Genomic DNA, 16,559 nt, shown 5'->3' on the forward strand with positions numbered 1-16,559 from the left:
GAGCTGCCCTCGCCGTTGAGGCGGCGCAGCGGCAGGAGCGAGGATTTTGCGGGCGCCGCAACGACGGCCTGGGGCTCGACCTGCCCGTACCCTTGATCTCGCCGGCGGACGTCGCGCCCGCAGCCGCCCGTCGGCTTTACGCCTCGGGCAAGACCGATCGGCCAAACTATGGGCTGCGACCCGGGCACCCTGCGCCTTCTTGGCGGCAGATGGATTGCGTCCCCGAAGAATCGCAGTCGTCGAATTCGATGACAGTAAACTTGGAAGGCGCGACGCCGGCGATCAGCGAATCATCTTCCTGACTGGCCGTTCGCAGGATCCGTCCCGTGCGTTCCTAGACAGGCCAATGCGGCGTCTACCCATCCGGACGGACGCGTTCCGTTGCTGTGATGATGATGCAGTGCAACAGTTATCTCAGGCCAGCTTCTTCACCGTAGCGGTGCGACCAGCGCGGGCGGTCTACCTGATCGCCGAGGGAAGCCGTGCCGGGTTCCGGCGCGCGGTCCAAGAGGCGACGACCCGGTGGGGCGGCGCGTGTGAGCCGATCGTCGAGGTAAGTGCGGACGGTTCCTTGGCCGGGCTCGACACACAAATCGTCGAGACGGCGGGTGTGGACGGTGCAGTGAACGTGGATGTGTCACCGGATCATGCCCGGGCGACGGCAGATTCCCTCGGCCTGGACCTCGTGCCGATCGACGACATCGACCGGTGGGGGAAGACCAGGTACACAACCCATCCAGCCGCGCTGAGACTGTCGCCGTCGACGGTGGATGGCAGCAACGGTTACCTAATCCCCGCCGCGGATGCGGCGCTCTGGCAAACGGCCGTAGCTGGCGATTTGACCGCCGGACACCTGAAGGATCTCGACCGGAACCTCCTGTCCGCACGGCGTACGTCGTTCGACAACGAGATCGGGGAGGCACAGCTCCGGGGCCAGACCCTGCTTGGACGCACCACCGTGTCCGCGGCGGAGCAGTGGGCGTCCCCGGCGCCCCTGGACTCACCGACGATCATCTGGCTGACCCGCAGCGACTCCGTGGCAGACTGCGTTGGCTTCTGGAACATGCGCGCACTACGCTCACTCCGGTTCGCGTCCATGCCGATGTACCTGCTGCCGGAAGACCTCAGCCATTGGTCGACGTGGCCGAGCGCGCTCCACCAAGCCCTGCGGCGCCCCGGCCGGTTCACCCCGGATGTGCTGCTCATGAGCGCCACGGTTGAGATGGAAGGACTGGACGCTTTCGCGAGCAGAATGGGTCTACGGCGGCCCACCGATTCCGGCATCCGCCGCTTCCCCGACGGCGGTGGCGCGACGACGCGGACAGAGCCGTTTACCTACCTGATCCACGACCCGCATGCTCTGCTCCTGTTCAGACGAGAGTACGGCGAGAACGTGCTCGTCGACGTGCCCGTGGTGCGAGAACAGACGACGCTCCGGTTCGCCAGTCCGGTGCCGCTCAAGGCCGTATTCTCCGGTTCGAAGGCCCTGGCACGGATCACCGGCGAACCGCTGGATGGCCTACCACGGCGGGCATGTGTGGCGACGCTCGTCGGCACGAATGCGTTCTGGCACAACGGCGACCTCCAACTGGCCATCGGCCTCCGGCCCGAGCTGCGCCTGGAATTCCGGATCCCCACGCTCGCGGCGGCGGCCACCGCGGTCCTCACCGAGCGGACCCGGTCTCACGTGCCCTCAGCAAAGGGCATGCTCGGCCTAGGGCTGCTCAGCGACGAGGCGCTCGAAGCCCTAGCCGAGCCTGACGTGTTTGAGGCGATCAGACAGCTGACGACGCCCCGTGGCGAGGAAATCGCGCGCAAGCTACAGAAACTGTTCGGGAAGGAGCAGCCGCTCACCTTCGAGCAAAAAGAGTTCGCAGCACAGTTCGCCGGCCGCAGCGAACGGACCTTTCGGAGCGCCGATCGGCTCGGCCACGGCACTCCTCAGGCGGCATTGGCCGCGCTCGAACGCCTGGTCGGGATCGGATGGGCCGAGCGTGGCTTCGCGATCACTTGTGCCGGCTGCGGACTGACGAGTTACCTACCGCTCACCTCCGGCAGCTCGGCCGGGCCAGGGCGCTGCCCAGCGTGCCAGACGGGCGGCGACTATGCGCGAACCGATCGGGGCCTTGTCGTCAACTATCGTCTAGATGGCCGCGTGGACCACGCCAACGATCAGGGTGTACTGGCGCATCTCATGGTGATCGGGGCGCTGAAGCAGCGTTATAAGCAGACCTGGCTACTCCCCGGTATCGACATGACCTTCGACGACGGAACGCTTCGGGAGGCCGACGTGTTCGGCGTCTGCGACGGCAGGATGGTCAGCGGCGAGGTGAAGATGTCCGGTGCCTCTTTCACCGCCGATCAGATCGAGAAGGACATCGCGATCGCCGTTCGGATCAAAACCGACCTATACGTGATGGCCGCGACTTCTCCCATCCCGGCCGAGGCCACGGACCTCGCCGCCGCCCGATGTGCCGACGCCGGCATCGAACTGCTCGTTCTACAGCGTGACGATTTGCGGCGTGCTGAGGTGGAGTAATCGAAGGGGCTGTGCGAGCCCATCACCTGCGCCTATCCGACACGCTGGCGGGTTGCCGTCCCGGGAAGTCTGGACGGCACGCGCCAAGGTCCACAAGGATCAGGCGGCGGTGCGAGAGGTGTAATGCGTAGGCCCGTTGAGCCACCAGGGTGGCAGGCCCGTTGCCTCGGCCACGTTACGGGCCTCTTCCAGGACCACGGTCCAATGACTGAACCTTTTCCAAACTGATCTTGCGGCTTAGGCGGTATGGCGGACCTGGGTGATCGATGGGCGCGCGGCTCCAGGTAGGACAGTTGTCGATCAAGACCCGAAGCCCCGACCGGGAGCCTCGCCATGTTGTCCTGCCCCGCCACGATCCCGTTGCCCAGCCGGACCCTCAACCACCTCGCCGCATGCATCCGCAACCACAAGCAGCGCCCATCCCAGTGGCGGCGCCTCGAACCCGGCCGCCAAGCCCTGCTCGCCCTGGCCCACCTGCGCAACGGCGACACCTACACCCGCCTCACTGCCGGCTTCGAGGTCGGCGTCGCTTCCGCGCGCCTTCGAGCGTTGGCCGCACGACCTTCCGGATGGCGTGGAGCAGCGAGCCAGCGTTGGGGTTCAACTCGACTCTTGGTGCAAGGCACCGAATGAAGGCTTGACCTCGGTTGTTGGCAAAGGGTGTGTGTCGGGGGGGACTTGAACCCCCACGAGTAGCACCTGTGCCCCAAAACAGTCCTCCGTGTTCAAGGGTGCTTGAACACCTTCGTGGCTTCTCGCCGTTCCTCGTTTCGCTTGCTAGGCGGTGGTCGAGGTGGTGAGGAGTGTGCCGTTGCCTTCGTTGGTGCCGCAGCTGCGGATGCCGGACCGGGTAGGTTGGCGGCGCCAGGTGCAGCGGGCGCCGCAGCCGCGTGAACCGTTGCCATTGCCGGCGCCGCCGTTGCTTGTGGGGCGGGACGTCGTGTTCGGGATGTGCCGGCTGGACGACAAGGGCCGGGTCTCCGATCTGACCGTGATGGCCGCCTCGGGCTGGTCGCCGGGTGTGCGGGTTGGTTTCGCTGTGTCGCGTGGTGTGGTGGTCGTGACGGCGCAGGAGCAGGGCCGTCAGGCGATCTGCCCGCGGGGTTGTCTGCGGCTACCGACGACGGTGCGGCGTGCTATCGGGGTGTACCGGTCGGAGCGAGTGCTGCTGGCGGCGCTGCCGGAGCGGCAACGTTTAATCGTTCACTCGTCGGCGAAGCTTGATCAGCTGACTGCGGCTGTGCACACTGAGGCCCTGGTGGGGGAGCGGTGACGGTTGTGTCGCCGGAGGTGGTGCAGGCGGCGCGGCTGGTGCTGGATCAGATGGGCATCGATCCAGCCGATCTGCAGCACGCCACTACGTCGCCTGGGCTGTCAGTCCCCACGTTCGCCGAGTACGTGCCGGTGGTGGCTGCCGCGGTGGCTCCGGGTTCGCAGCGGGTCTATGGAACTTATTGGCGCAAGGTGGTCGAGCAGTGGGGTGGGCGGCGTCTCAACGAGGTCAGCCCGACGGAGATCGAGACGTTGATGCGGCGGGTGCAGGCCGATGCTGTACGTCGGCGCAACTACCGTGGCGGGCATGGTGCCGCGGAGCACACCATTTCGGCGCTTCGCTGCCTGTATAGGCGTGCGATCGCGGACGGCTACATCGTGGAGATGGAGAACCCGGCGAGCAAAGTGGCCAAGCCGCATCGGCTGGCGAGTACTCGCATCGCGCTGGCCGATGAGCGGCTCGCCGAGTTGTTCGAGGCCGCCGGCATGTCGGGCAACGATCCCGAGCTCGATCTGTTGATTCTGCGGTTTCATATCGAGACGGCGTGCCGGCGCGGTGGACTACTGGCGTTGCGGCCGATGGATCTGGAGCCGCAGCAGTGCCTGGTCCTGCTGCGGGAAAAGGGCGGGGTGTTCCGGTGGCAGCCGGTCACTCCAACCCTGATGCAGTATCTGCTGCATCACGCCGCTGATCGTGGTGCCCCGGATGATCAGCCGTTGCTGCGGTACCGCAACGGACGGGCGGTGGGACGTCGCCGGTACGACAGTCTGTGGATTCGGCTTGGCAGGCAGATGCCGTGGGTGGCCAAGCAGCAGGTGTCCGCGCACTGGCTACGCCACACTGCACTCACGTGGGTGGAGCGCGTCTTCGGTTACGGTGTCGCTTTGGCCTACGCCGGCCATATGGACACCCCGAACGATGCCGGCACAACGGCTCGGTATGTGAAGGCGACCCTGGAAGAGGTCGCCACCGCTCTCGCTGCTTTGACTGGAGAATCACATCCACTCGCCTTGCCGTATGCCGCGGAAGCAACGGGCGATTAGCGGCCTGGGCGTAGCGGTGGCGAGGCGTCGGGGTGCCGCTGCGGTGCCTTTTCTGTAGGGGGCGTTCCGGACGTGACCGGGAGGCTCTGCTCGGGATACTTCCGGCCCACCCGATGTCGGCGCGAGCGTCGGATGTTGAGCAGAGCCGTCCGGCCCGTCGTTCGGTCGGGGTGCTGGGCATGGGAGCCCCCGCGCCGGGCTGCGGCGTCCATGGGCAGGAACCGAACAAGGTGGTCCACAGACTGTCCGACAAACCGCAGATCATCCAGCGGACGGCGACCGCGCCAATCCCCTCGACAGTCACCACGGCTCACAGGCCCGGCCCCCAGCGGCTAGGTAGTACCTACGTTGAGTAGCGGAAGCTAGTGCGTTGACCACGAACGTTCACCGGGTCGGCGACACACCGGGACGGGTCCGCCGGTAGGCGTTGTCGAAGGCTCACTCTCGACGGCGGTGACATTGGTCGTTGAGAGTGGGTGGCGGATTGGCTGAACCGGTCAGGGCGCGGCGGTTGACGCAAGAAGAGGGCCGCAAGCTGCAACAACTGGTCCGTAGAGGTAAGCACGATTCGGTCCGGGTGCGCCGTGCGTTGATCATCATGGCGTCGGCGTCCGGGACACCGGTGGCGGCGATCGCCCATCTGATCGCTGGGCATGAGGACACCGTGCGCGACGTGATCCACTCGTTTAACGAGATCGGTCTTCGCGCGCTGGACCCTCAGTGGGCGGGAGGCCGTCCCCGCCGGATCAGTGACGACGATGAGGCGTTCATCGTCGTGACGGCCAAGGCCCGCCCGAGCACGCTCGGGCGGCCCTTCACCTGCTGGAGCCTGCGTAAACTCGCCGACTTCCTGGCATGCGACGCCGACCGGCAGGTGAGCGTCGGGCGGGAACGGCTGCGGCAGATCCTGCGAGCCAACGACGTCAGCTGGCAGCGGACCCGTACCTGGAAGCAATCGAAGGATCCGGAATTCGACGCCAAACTCGACCGGATCGAGGAAGTGACCAGCAAGTTCCCGGCCCGCTGTTTCGCGTTCGACCAGTTCGGGCCGCTGTCGATCCGCCCGCACCATGGCCGTGGCTGGGCACCGCAGTCGCACCCGGACCGGTTGCCGGCGACGTATCACCACACCCACGGCATCCGCTACTTCCACGGCTGTTACAGCCTCGGCGACGACCAGCTCTGGGGTGTGAACCGGCGCCGTAAAGGCGCAAATCACACCCTGTCCGCGCTGAAATCGATCCGCAGAACGCGACCGGACGGCGCGCCGATCTACGTCATCCTGGACAACCTGTCCGCGAACAAGACGCCGGCCATCAGGGCCTGGGCGGCCCGCAACAAGGTCGAGCTGTGCCTGACTCCTACCAGCGCGTCCTGGGCCAACCCGATCGAGGCGCAGTTCGGGCCGCTACGCACGTTCACCATGGCGAACTCGAACCACCCGAACCACACCGTCCTGGCCCGCAAGCTGCAGAAATACTTGCTCTGGCGCAACGCCAACGCCCGTCATCCCGACGTCCTGGCCGCCCAACGCCGCGAACGAGCCCGCGTCCGCAGCGAACGCCAACAACGCTGGGGCCGACCCCGAACGAAAGCCGCCTGACCACTCAGACCCGGTGAACGTTCATGGTCAACGCACTAGTCATCAAACCGGCTACCGGATCTGGCACCCCTCTGTGTCAAGAGGCGGCTGCGAGGTCTGTTCTAAGGTGGGCTTCGGCGGGTCCGGGAAGTGACTTCTCCGAAGTGTCGGCCCAGGGGTTCGGGTCGGCCGCGCTGGATTGCAGAGTCGCCCCCACGTGTCCTCCCGGGCCCGTCGCCAGCCGCCTGGCATCGGCGACCATCCGTTTGTAGACGATGTCGGACAGCCGGCGTTTCAATGCTCGCATCGCTTCCATCGGGGTCTTGCCGTCGGCGAGTTTGCGCTGGTAGTAGCGGCGCCCTTCGGTGTCGCGGCGTAGTTGGACCACGGCCATGATGTGCAGGGCACGGTTGATGCGCCGATTACCTGCCCGGGAGAGCCGATGGCGGTTCTGGTCGCCGGAGGACGCGTCGATGGGTGCGGTGCCGTTCCAGGACGCGAAGTGGGCGCGGCTGGCGAACCGGGCGATGTCACCGATGTCGCCGATGAGGCGGGCGGCGCCGGACGGGCCGATTCCGGTGAGTTCCTGCAGGGTGCTGCCGGTGGAGGCGACCAGGTCGGTCAGCTCGGCGTTGGCGACCTTGATCTTCTTGTCGATCACCGTCAGCTCGTGGATCAGCTCGGACGCCAGCCAGCGGCGGGTCTTGCCGACGAGATCGCGTGGGCGGACGGTGTTGAGCAGGGCGCGGGCCTGCTGGGCGGACAAGAACTTCTTCGCCCCCGCCAGGGATGAGCTCGAGCAGCAGGTGATGCAACCGGGACACGACTTCGGTGCGGGTCCGGCCCAGCTGGTCACGGCGGTCGACCAATAGCCGCAACGCCACCGTGGTGTCATCGGCCTGGACCTGCCGCAGACCGGGTGTGCGTAGCGCTGCCACGGCGACGCTGTGGGCGTCGACCGGGTCGGTCTTACGGCCCTGACCAGTAGCGAACACCCGAGCCCGCGCCGACAGCTTCGTCGGTACGTCGACGACGGTCTCGCCGTCAGCGACCAGGCGTTGGGCGACGTGCCGGCCGATGCCGTTGCAGCCCTCGACAGCCCAGATCCGTTCGCCGTGTTTGCGGCCGGCGGCGAGCATCGCCTTGTAGCCGTCGTGATCGGTGCCGAACCGGCCCTTACCGAGGACACGTTCACGCTGGTCGATGACCTCGATGGTGGCCGATCGTTTGTGCGGGTCCACTCCGATGACGACGTTGGGCATCTGTCTCATCCTCCCTGCTCCGACCTAGTGCCGGCGGGAGGGCAGCGCTACTTTGAGCTGGGCATTCCCCTCTGGAGCCACTCCGCGCCGCGGTGACCGGCAGGGCACATGCCAAATCTGAGCCACACCCAACCCGCGGGTGGGCAGCCGAAATGAGAGTGACTCTGCCGGTCACCTCGACCATGCCTGGCCGGGCAGCGGTCGTGCCACCAGTAGATAAGTAGCCGAGATGAGTACACGCAGGATCGCCGCGTTGTCGTCGCGGATCTTGCTAGGTGATCAGGTCGATTAACGAGCCAGCGACGAAGAGCACGAGCGCGACGCGGCGCAGCGGATGCAGCGGCCGGGATCGGTTGAGCAGTTGGGCGCTCCAGAGGGCCGGCCAGGCGGCGATGCGCCAGATCACGGAGCTGATGGCACCGGGCGCCTGGTGAGCAGTGATGGCGAGCGCTGTCAGGCCGAATAAGGAAAGGAAGAAGAAGACGGCGACCGGGATCCGGCCCCAGTGCGCGCCGGCAAGGACCGTGAGGCCGAGCATAGGGAGGACGATTGCGGCGGCTATCAACGCTCCGAAGGCGTTCCACGACCGGTTTTCGGTCTGGGAGGCCTTGCTGAGCAGGCCCGCATTGCGCAGTGGCATGGTTTGCAGGAGAGCATCGATACGGTCCTGGGCGAATGATCGCGCCCGCCTCACCTCGCTGTCGTCGGCAGCCCGGAATCGCAGGTCGAAGTTGGCCCGCGTCTCGGCCATGACCTCGTGCCAGAATTTGATGAACGCGGCGCTTTCGATCTCGGCTACGGGAGATTCTGTAGGCGGTTCTGTGACGATCTCATAGAAGGGGACGTTTCCGTAGGCCCGCGAAACCACGAACTCCCGCAGCAGCCTACGGCGAAGCTGCAGCACGGTGTGGATCTCGTTGCGCCTGCGGCGGCGCCGGCTGGCGCGCACGGACCGCTTGCGGAGGCTTACGCCTCGCGCCCGCAACCGGTCCGGATCCAGCACATCGATCACCGCCGTTAATCCGGCGACGAATACGAGCAGCTTTCCCCACCAGGCAAGCGAAGGCATGGCAAGCCATCGTAATGATGTCTAGTTGATCACCTGGCGGCCCGGCGCTCGAGGCGAGCGTGCCCCTTCTGCTCTCGCTCGGGCGGCTGCCGTTGGCCAACCATTCTCGCCGGCTGCCGCATGTCAACGGCCGACGCACTGATTTGCCGCTGTCCGTGCTCGGTGGCCAGCGCGGCCATCGCGCTCCGGGCTCTGGCGCTCTTTCGGTGGTAGCCGTGGGTGACCTCAGTTGAGGAGGATGCGGTGTCGTAGCAGGGTGAACCCGGCTCGGCCGTGCATCTGGCGCATGATTCGTTTGATCTTGGTGTTGACGCCTTCAGTTCCGCCGTTGTGGTAGGGCATGGTCACCGCGGCTTGGACGGCTTCGCGGTCGAGTTCGAGACCGCGGGCGAAGGTGTGCAGGTATGGCAGATCGGCTGCTCGGACGGCGGCGGTGGACGAGGCACTGGTCGAGCCGTTCGCAGGTGCCGCGCTCATCTCTGTACACGAGTCAGATCCGGCGAGGCTGCCAGGAGATCCACCGGCGGTTGCCCGCCACGCGGTGCCGGCACCGGTCTGCCGCGTTCGATGCCAGCCGACCCCGGCCAGTTCATCAGTGCAATGCGTCCCGACCCCTCCGGCAGGCAGGGCGGTTTGGGTGCCGCGATCGAGCAGCCAACCGCGGCGGCTTGGCTACAGTGGCTCCAAGGCAGCGACGGGCGGTCACCGCCGCCTGCACCACGACGGGCTCAGCCACGCCCGGGCGTTCTTCCTGACTCAGCCGTTGACAAGCACCCGACACGATGATCAGCGGCTGCTTGGATTCGGGGCGCCGGTGAGCGTGGTGTTGAGTGCGGTGAGCAGTTCGGATCGGGTGAAGGGTTTGCCGACGACCGTGACGCCGGGTTCGAGGATGCCTTGTTCGGTCATGAGGGGTGCGGCGTATCCGGACATGTAGAGCACGGGCGTGGCGGGCCGGTGGTGTCTTAGGTGCTGGGCGAGTTCGGGTCCGTTCATGTGGGGCATGACGACGTCGGTGAGCAGCGCGTGGATGGGCCCGTGGTGGCGTTGCGCGACTTGGAGGGCTTCCTCGCCGTCGGCTGCGGTCAGGACGTGGTAGCCGGCGGCGGTGAGCATGCGGGCGGCGGCGGTGCGCAGGCCGTCTTCGTCGTCGGCGACGAGGATGGTTTGCCCGGTGGTGTGTCGTGTGGCTGCTGCGGGTTCGGTGGCCGGTGGTTGCTCGTCGGTGGCGGGCAGGTAGAGGTGGATTGTCGTGCCTTGGCCGACGGTTGAATCGATGACGAGGTTACCGCCGGCTTGTTTGGCGATGCCGTAGGCGGTGGCGAGGCCCAGCCCGGTGCCGTGGCCTTTGGGTTTGGTGGTGAAGAACGGCTCGATGGCGCGTTCGGCGACGTCGGGTGGCATTCCTTCGCCGGTGTCCGCGACGGCGATGTGGATGTAGTCGCCGGGCTGGAACCCGGTGGCGTCGCCGCTGTCCGCGGAGATGCTGGTGTTGGTGGTGTGGAAGGCGAGCCGACCGCCCTGGGGCATGGCGTCGCGGGCGTTGATGGCGAGGTTGAGCAGGATCTGGCAGAGCTGGTCGGGGTCTGCGCGGGTGTTGCTGGTGTGGGGGTCGAGGTTGGTGCTGATGTCCAGTTGCCGGGCGATGGAGCCGTCGAGTAGGCCGAGGGCTTCGTGGATCACCGCGTTGGGGTTGACCACGACGGGTTCGATGATTTCTCTGCCGCCGAAGGTCAGTAGTTGGTGGGCAAGGTTGGCGGCGCGTCTGCCGGCCCGGCTGATGTGGTCGAGGTCGTCCAGGATGGGGCGCAGGCGGTCGTCGGTGAGTGTGGTGCCCGCGTTGTCGCGCAGTGTGTCTTCGATGAATTCGCCGTAGTTGAGGATGATGCCGAGGATGTTGTTGAAGTCGTGCGCGATGGCGCCGGACATCCGTGCCAGGCTTTCGAAGCGTTGGTGGATGCGGCGACGTTCGGTGGCCTCGAGTTCGCGTTTCAGGTTGTGCCGGTGCTGCTCGGCCTCGATCAGCTGGGTGACGTCGTTGACCACGGCGAGGAACCCGGTGGTGTTGCTGTTGTCGTCTCTCAGGTGACGGATGACGGCGTGCAGGGTGCGCTGGCGGCCGTCGGTGAGAGTGACTGGTCCGTAGTAGGTCGTGGTGTCGTGCTGCTGGTCGTGTTCACCGGGGGTGCCGGTCTGTTGCGGGGGGAGGTAGGCGCGCCAGCCGTCGTGGAGCAGGTCCCTGGTGGGTGTGGCGGTGATCTCGCTCAGTTGTGGGTTGATGTAGGTGGCGTCCAGGTCAGGGCCGCCGAGCGCGATGCCGGCCGGGGAGAGCTCCGCCATGGCCGACAGTCGGGCCTCGCTTTCGTGCAGTGCCAGGACCTTCTCCACCAGTTTCGCGTTGACGGTGCGTAGGTGTTCGCCGAGCAGCGGTTGTGGTGCGGCCGTTGTCGCGGGTGGTGGGTTGTGCCGGAGGGCGTTGAGGACGGCGGTAACCAGATCGGCCGGTTCCCCCGTTTTGGCCACGAAGCCGGCCACCCCGTAGGCGGCGGCCAGGGGGGCGGCTTCGTCGGGTTGATAGTTGGCGGTGTAGAGCAGGACGGGGATGCCGGCGGTGTCGGGCGAGGAGTGCAGCTCATTGGCGAATTCGTAGCCGTCCATGCCGGGCATTACCACGTCGGTGACGACGACGTCGGGGTGGACGGCATGGGCGAGGGCGAGGGCCTGCCGCCCTTCGGCGGCCTCGATCACCTGGTGGCCTGCGTCGTCGAGGGTGGCGCGGGCGACTTCGCGGCTGCTGACGCTGTCGTCGACGACCAGTACGGTGGCCATGGGTTCTCCGATGCTGTCTTACGCGCCGGGGTGGATGGTGAAGGTGGTTCCGGCGCCGGGTGAGCTGTGCACGTCCAGCCCGATGCCGGACCGGTCGGCCAACTGGCGGGCGAGGTATAGGCCGAGTCCGCTGCCCGGGATAGCGCCACGGTCGGCGGCTGTTCCCCGGCGAAACGGTGCGAAGACCGTGTTCAGCTCGTCGGTGCTCATTCCCGGTCCGTCATCGCTGATCTCGATCAGGACCGGCCGGCCGGGTGCTAGTCGTAGCGCGATGCGGATCTGCGGATGGTCGCTGTACTTGATGGCGTTGTCGACCAGTTCGGTGAGCAGGCGTTCGAGCGCGTTCTCGTCCCCGTCGGCCGGAGTCGGCTGCTCGGGCAGGTCCACGATGAGACACCGGTGGTGTGCGTCGGCGCGCGCACGGGCACCGTCAGCCACGTGGCTGACGGTGGTGCGGCAGTCGAATCGGCTGGGGGGCGTGTTCGTCGCGGTGTCGAGATTGGCGATGGCAACGACGCGGTCCACGATCTCGAGCATCTGCGTGGTGCTGGCCTGGATCAGTTCCAGGTGCCGACGTTGTTGCGCGGGGTCGGCGCTGCCGTTGTCCAGCTTCGACCGCATGACCTTGCTCACGCCGAGCACCGCGGCCAGCGGTGCGCGCAGCTCGTGCCCGAGCTTGGACAGCACGACAGCGCCCGGCGACTCGGTGGATCCGGACGCCGCCGAACTGCCCGCCTGCGTCGCAGCGGCGTCCTGCGACGCGGTCATCCCGGCCCTCGTAGCGTCGTCCAGCCCTTCTCGTCCGGGCGCCGTGGCGTCACGCCGATGACGGTCGATCACCATGCCAGCACCCCTCGTAACTGGAAAACTACTTTACGTGGCTAGCTCTTTTGTCGGCCCCGTTCATCGATTTCGCCGGGTGGCCTGGGTCTCCGCCGCTGTCGCGGCGGCCGTCGGTGCACTGAGCATCGCCGGTTATGTGGCCCAGCTGCGCTGGCTGGTCACCTTCGGTGACGATCACGCTCCGATGGCGCCGGTCACCGCCCTCGCGGCGTTGACCGCGAGCCTGAGCCTGGTACTGCTCACCGACCCGGCTTCGCGTGGCCATCGGCGCCGGGCCGGATCCTGTCTCGGCGCGCTCCTGATCGCCGCCAGTTCGGTGCCGGTACTGAGCTTCGCCCTCGGCTGGCAGTCGGGCCTCGATCGGCTGTTGTTCCCCGACTTGGTAGGTGCGTGGTTCGTCGGCCTGGTCCCGGGGGACCCGGCACCGCACACCGCGGTGGCGTTCCTTCTGGTCGGGTTCGCGCTGGCCATGGCATGCGTCGGTGCCCGGCACGGTTACCTTCCAGCTCAGATGTCGGCGGCCCTGGCGGCGCTGGTCGCGGTGGTGGGCATGCTGGGACGCCTGTTGGATTGGCGGGTCGAGCACGCCGGCCAGCGCGGGAACCCGATGGCGGTGGCCGCTGCCATAGCCGTCGTCGCGCTCTGCGTCGGCATCATGGCCAGCCAGCCGCAGGGAATCGTCACGCGGGTCATCGCGAGCGGGGGTGAAGGAGGCAGGATCGTCCGCCGCCTGTTACCGGTCACTGTCGTCGGTTTGGCATTGGCCGCCGGATCTGTCGGCTTCCTCGGCAGCCAGGACGCGCAGGTCGACGGTCTGAGTTTCACCGTCGTGGTCGCCGTCTTCGTCATGATCTTGTCCGGGGTGCTGATCGGGGCCGGGCGGCTACTCGACCGGATCGGCCAGACACGGCAAGAACTGATCGACGAACTACGCGGTCAACGCGACTTCAACGCCGCCGTCCTGAATTCCCTGGTAGAGGGGGTCATCGCCTTCGGGCCGGACGGCACCGTGCTACAGGTGACGGCGCGCTGGTGCGAGATCACCGGCTACCCCGCAGATCAGGTGATCGGGCTACGGCCGCCGTTCCCGTGGTGGCCGCCGGACCTGATGGACAGGCGATTGGAACAACTCGCTGACGCCCTGGCCGCCCCGGACGGCAGCGAACTGCACACCGAGGTCCGCCGCGCCGACGGCACCCGAATCAACGTTCACGTCCACGTGCGCCCGATCCGGAGCAACCGCAACGAGCTGCGCGTGGTCGTCACCACCTACCGTGACCTGACCGAACGGGAACAGGCGGAAGCGGAGCAGCGACGACTGGCCGACCAGCTCGACCACTTCTTCACGATGTCGCACGACTTCATGTGCATCGCCGGCCTGGACGGGCGGTTCGTCCGCGTCAACCAAGCCTGGCAAACCTTCGGCTACCCCCTGGACCGCCTCCAAGGCCGCCCGTTCGTCGACTTCGTGCACCCCGACGACCGGGAACGCACCATCGCTGAGACGGCCAAGCTGGCGAGCGACAGTACGGCGACGGTGGCCTTCGAGAACCGGTACCGCCGCCAGGACGGCACTTACGTCCGGCTCTGCTGGAACGCCAGCGCGGAACCGAGAGAAGGCCTCATCTACGCGGTCGCCCGCGACACCACCGCCCAGCACGAAGCCGCCGAGGCCCGGCAGCGGCTGGCCGCGATCGTGGAGAGCACCGACGACGCAGTCATCGGCGAGACCCTTGACGGCACCATCACCAGCTGGAACCCCGCCGCGCAGCGCATCTACGGCTACCCCGCCGACGAGGTCATCGGATCCTCGATCAGGACCATTCTCCCGCCGCAGCTCAGCGACCAGCTCGACGACATCCTCGCCCGCGTCGCCCGCGGTGACATCATTAGAGATCAGCACACCGTCCGCGTGCGCGAAGACGGCACCCAGATACACCTGAGCCTGACGATCTTCCCAATCCGCGACGACCACGGCACCATCACCGCAGCGGCCTCCATCACCCACGACATCACTGAGATCAAGAAGGCCGAACAACGCTTCAGCCAGCTGGTCCTCAGCGCTCCTGACGCCATGATCATCGTTGACCGGGCCGGCACCATCACGCTCGCCAACGAGCAGACCGATCGGCTGTTCGGGTACCTGCGTGGCGAGTTGCTCGGCCAGTCCGTTGAAGTCCTCCTACCCGCGGAGTCCCGCCGGGCGCACGTCGCTCACCGGCGTGGCTACGCCGCGCATCCGGCCGTGCGCGGCATGGGCGCCGGCCGGAAGCTATGCGGTACCCGCCGGGACGGAACCCAGTTCCCGGTCGAGATCAGTCTCGCTCCGCTCGACACCGACGAAGGCATGCTGGTCGCCGCCGCCATCCGCGACATCACCGACCGCAAGCAGGTTGAACTGAACCTCGCCGCCGCCCGCGACGAAGCCCTCGCCGCCGCCCAGCTGAAATCCCAATTCGTCGCCATGGTCAGCCACGAGATCCGCACCCCGATGAACGGTGTCATCGGACTGACCCGACTGCTGCTCGGCACCGCCCTGCAGCCGGGGCAACGCCGCTACGCCGAGGCGATCCGTGCCTCCGCCAACGCGCTGCTGACCATCATCAACGACATCCTCGACTTCTCGAAGATCGAAGCCGGAAAGATCACCCTCGTCGAGGGCGACTTCGACCCCGGCCAGCTGGTCGAAGAAGTCGCCCAGACCATCCTCGAAGCCGTTCACGACAAACCCGTGGAGATCGTCAACTACTACCCCGCCCATCTGCCCGCCGTCCTGCGCGGCGACGAGGGCCGAATCCGGCAGGTACTGCTGAACCTGGCCGGCAACGCGGCCAAATTCACCCAGCACGGCGAGATACTCCTGCGTGTCGACCCCGCCGCGCCCATCCCCGACGGGCAACCGCTGTACACCTTCAGCGTCACCGACACCGGCATCGGCATCGGCGCCGACGACCTGGCCCGACTGTTCCAACCCTTCACCCAAGCCGACAGCAGCACCAGCCGGCAGTTCGGCGGCACCGGCCTCGGGCTGACGATCAGCCGGCAACTCGTCGAGCTCATGGGCGGCCGGCTGGAGGTCGACACCGAACCGGGACGGGGCAGCCGGTTCGCCTTCACCATCCCCCTGCACGCGCCGCCCGACGCGACCGGCCGATCCCGAGCCCTCCGGCCCGAGATCGTCGGCCGGCGGCTCCTGATCACCGACGACAACCTCAGCACCTGCCAACTACTCACCGAGCACGCCCAGTCCTGGCACCTGAACGTCACCGCCGTAACGGACGCCCGCACGGCGCTGGAACACCTCCGCGCCGCCGCGCGAGACCGCCAACCGTGCGACGTCGCCCTCATCGACCAGCACCTGCCCGACACCGACGGCATCACCCTCATCGACCAGATTTTGCACGACCCCACGATCCCGGCCCCTCACCTCGTCCTGCTCGGCTCCGACGCGGATAGCTACGAACAGGCCAGGAGCATCGGAGCCGTCGAAGTGCTCAACAAACCGGTCGGACCGTCGAAGCTCTACAACTGCCTGCTCCAACTGCTCAATCCCGCCCTCACCGCTACGGCCGCCAGCACCACACCGCCATCACCGGCCACCGGCGACCGCGGCCGGATCCTGCTGGCGGAGGACAACGAGATCAACCAAATCGTCGCGATAGAGACCCTCACCACCCTCGGCTACCACGCCGACATCGCCTACAACGGCGCCGAAGCCGTGGAGATGGCCACCCATCACGCGTACGACGCCATCCTCATGGACTGCCAGATGCCGCGCATGGACGGCTACCAGGCAACCCAGGAAATCCGGCAGCACGAAACACCCGACCATCACACTCCCGTCATCGCCATGACCGCCGGCGCTCTCGCCGAAGACCGGCGACGATGCTTGGACGCGGGCATGGACGACTACCTCGCCAAACCCATCGACCACAACCAATTGGAGGCCGTGCTGGAACGCTGGATCCCGACCTGACGCCGGCGATACTCCACTAGGCCGTGTTTCGTAGGGCGCGGAGCCATTGGTTGATGGCGGCGATGGTGACGGTGGCTTCGTAGCGCACGGCGAGCTTGTCATACCTTGTGGCCATTGCCCGGTGCTGTTTGAGCTGGTTGATG

9 protein-coding genes and 4 pseudogenes are annotated in these 16,559 nt (G+C 66.9%); 6 read left to right on the forward strand and 7 right to left on the reverse strand.

From position 1 onward, the window contains the following. The first annotated feature begins 400 nt into the window (after positions 1-400). The 5 genes and pseudogenes from I4J89_RS44215 (at position 401) to I4J89_RS44235 (ending at position 6,458) form a co-directional block, all read left to right on the forward strand. Positions 401-2,539, forward strand: a complete 2,139-nt coding sequence (locus I4J89_RS44215) for a hypothetical protein (protein WP_196420223.1) — start codon at positions 401-403, stop codon at positions 2,537-2,539. 333 nt (positions 2,540-2,872) lie between these two features. Next, positions 2,873-3,076 (forward strand): annotated as a pseudogene (locus tag I4J89_RS44220) (helix-turn-helix domain-containing protein); the annotation flags it as partial. 247 nt (positions 3,077-3,323) lie between these two features. Further along, positions 3,324-3,812, forward strand: a complete 489-nt coding sequence (locus I4J89_RS44225) for a hypothetical protein (protein WP_196420224.1) — start codon at positions 3,324-3,326, stop codon at positions 3,810-3,812. Further along, entirely contained in the window at positions 3,809-4,855 is a 1,047-nt protein-coding gene (locus tag I4J89_RS44230) for a tyrosine-type recombinase/integrase (protein ID WP_196420225.1), read from the forward strand. The genes I4J89_RS44225 and I4J89_RS44230 overlap by 4 nt, the downstream gene beginning before the upstream one ends. Before the next feature lie 484 nt (positions 4,856-5,339). After that, positions 5,340-6,458 carry an IS630 family transposase gene (locus tag I4J89_RS44235; protein WP_196420226.1) on the forward strand — a complete coding sequence of 373 codons (1,119 nt, stop codon included), beginning with the start codon at positions 5,340-5,342 and terminating at the stop codon, positions 6,456-6,458. A 76-nt stretch (positions 6,459-6,534) separates the two neighbouring features. Here the strand turns inward: I4J89_RS44235 and I4J89_RS50545 are convergent, their stop codons facing one another. From I4J89_RS50545 to I4J89_RS44260, 6 genes and pseudogenes are all read right to left on the reverse strand, one after another. Then, positions 6,535-7,203 carry a transposase gene (locus I4J89_RS50545; protein ID WP_230860645.1) on the reverse strand — a complete coding sequence of 223 codons (669 nt, stop codon included), beginning with the start codon at positions 7,201-7,203 and terminating at the stop codon, positions 6,535-6,537. A 79-nt stretch (positions 7,204-7,282) separates the two neighbouring features. Next, positions 7,283-7,708 (reverse strand): annotated as a pseudogene (locus I4J89_RS50550) (IS110 family transposase); the annotation flags it as partial. Between the two features lie 262 nt (positions 7,709-7,970). Further along, a complete protein-coding gene (locus I4J89_RS44245) occupies positions 7,971-8,768 on the reverse strand; it encodes a hypothetical protein (RefSeq protein WP_196420227.1) in 798 nt (265 codons plus the stop codon). Positions 8,769-8,993: 225 nt separating this feature from the next. Beyond that, positions 8,994-9,197 (reverse strand): annotated as a pseudogene (locus tag I4J89_RS44250) (transposase); the annotation flags it as partial. Between the two features lie 357 nt (positions 9,198-9,554). Next, on the reverse strand, positions 9,555-11,597 hold the full coding sequence (locus I4J89_RS44255; protein ID WP_196420228.1) for a hybrid sensor histidine kinase/response regulator: 2,043 nt from the start codon (positions 11,595-11,597) through the stop codon (positions 9,555-9,557). A gap of 18 nt (positions 11,598-11,615) precedes the next feature. After that, entirely contained in the window at positions 11,616-12,440 is an 825-nt protein-coding gene (locus I4J89_RS44260) for a sensor histidine kinase (protein ID WP_196420229.1), read from the reverse strand. A 76-nt stretch (positions 12,441-12,516) separates the two neighbouring features. Here I4J89_RS44260 and I4J89_RS44265 point away from each other — a divergent pair, with 76 nt between their 5' ends. Next, a complete protein-coding gene (locus I4J89_RS44265) occupies positions 12,517-16,416 on the forward strand; it encodes a PAS domain-containing hybrid sensor histidine kinase/response regulator (protein WP_196420230.1) in 3,900 nt (1,299 codons plus the stop codon). A gap of 16 nt (positions 16,417-16,432) precedes the next feature. Here I4J89_RS44265 and I4J89_RS52260 read toward each other — a convergent pair. Beyond that, positions 16,433-16,559: pseudogene (locus I4J89_RS52260) on the reverse strand (IS5 family transposase); the annotation flags it as partial.

Origin of the sequence: Actinoplanes aureus, assembly GCF_015704865.1 — a bacterium.
Taxonomy (GTDB): Bacteria; Actinomycetota; Actinomycetes; order Mycobacteriales; family Micromonosporaceae; genus Actinoplanes; species Actinoplanes aureus.

Excerpts from the sequence above, each read along its gene's own strand:
- I4J89_RS44245 (WP_196420227.1), bottom strand. The coding sequence starts at position 8,768 with ATGCCTTCGCTTGCCTGGTGGGGAAAGCTGCTCGTATTCGTCGCCGGA.
- I4J89_RS44260 (WP_196420229.1), bottom strand. The coding sequence starts at position 12,440 with ATGGTGATCGACCGTCATCGGCGTGACGCCACGGCGCCCGGACGAGAA.
- I4J89_RS44255 (WP_196420228.1), bottom strand. The coding sequence starts at position 11,597 with ATGGCCACCGTACTGGTCGTCGACGACAGCGTCAGCAGCCGCGAAGTC.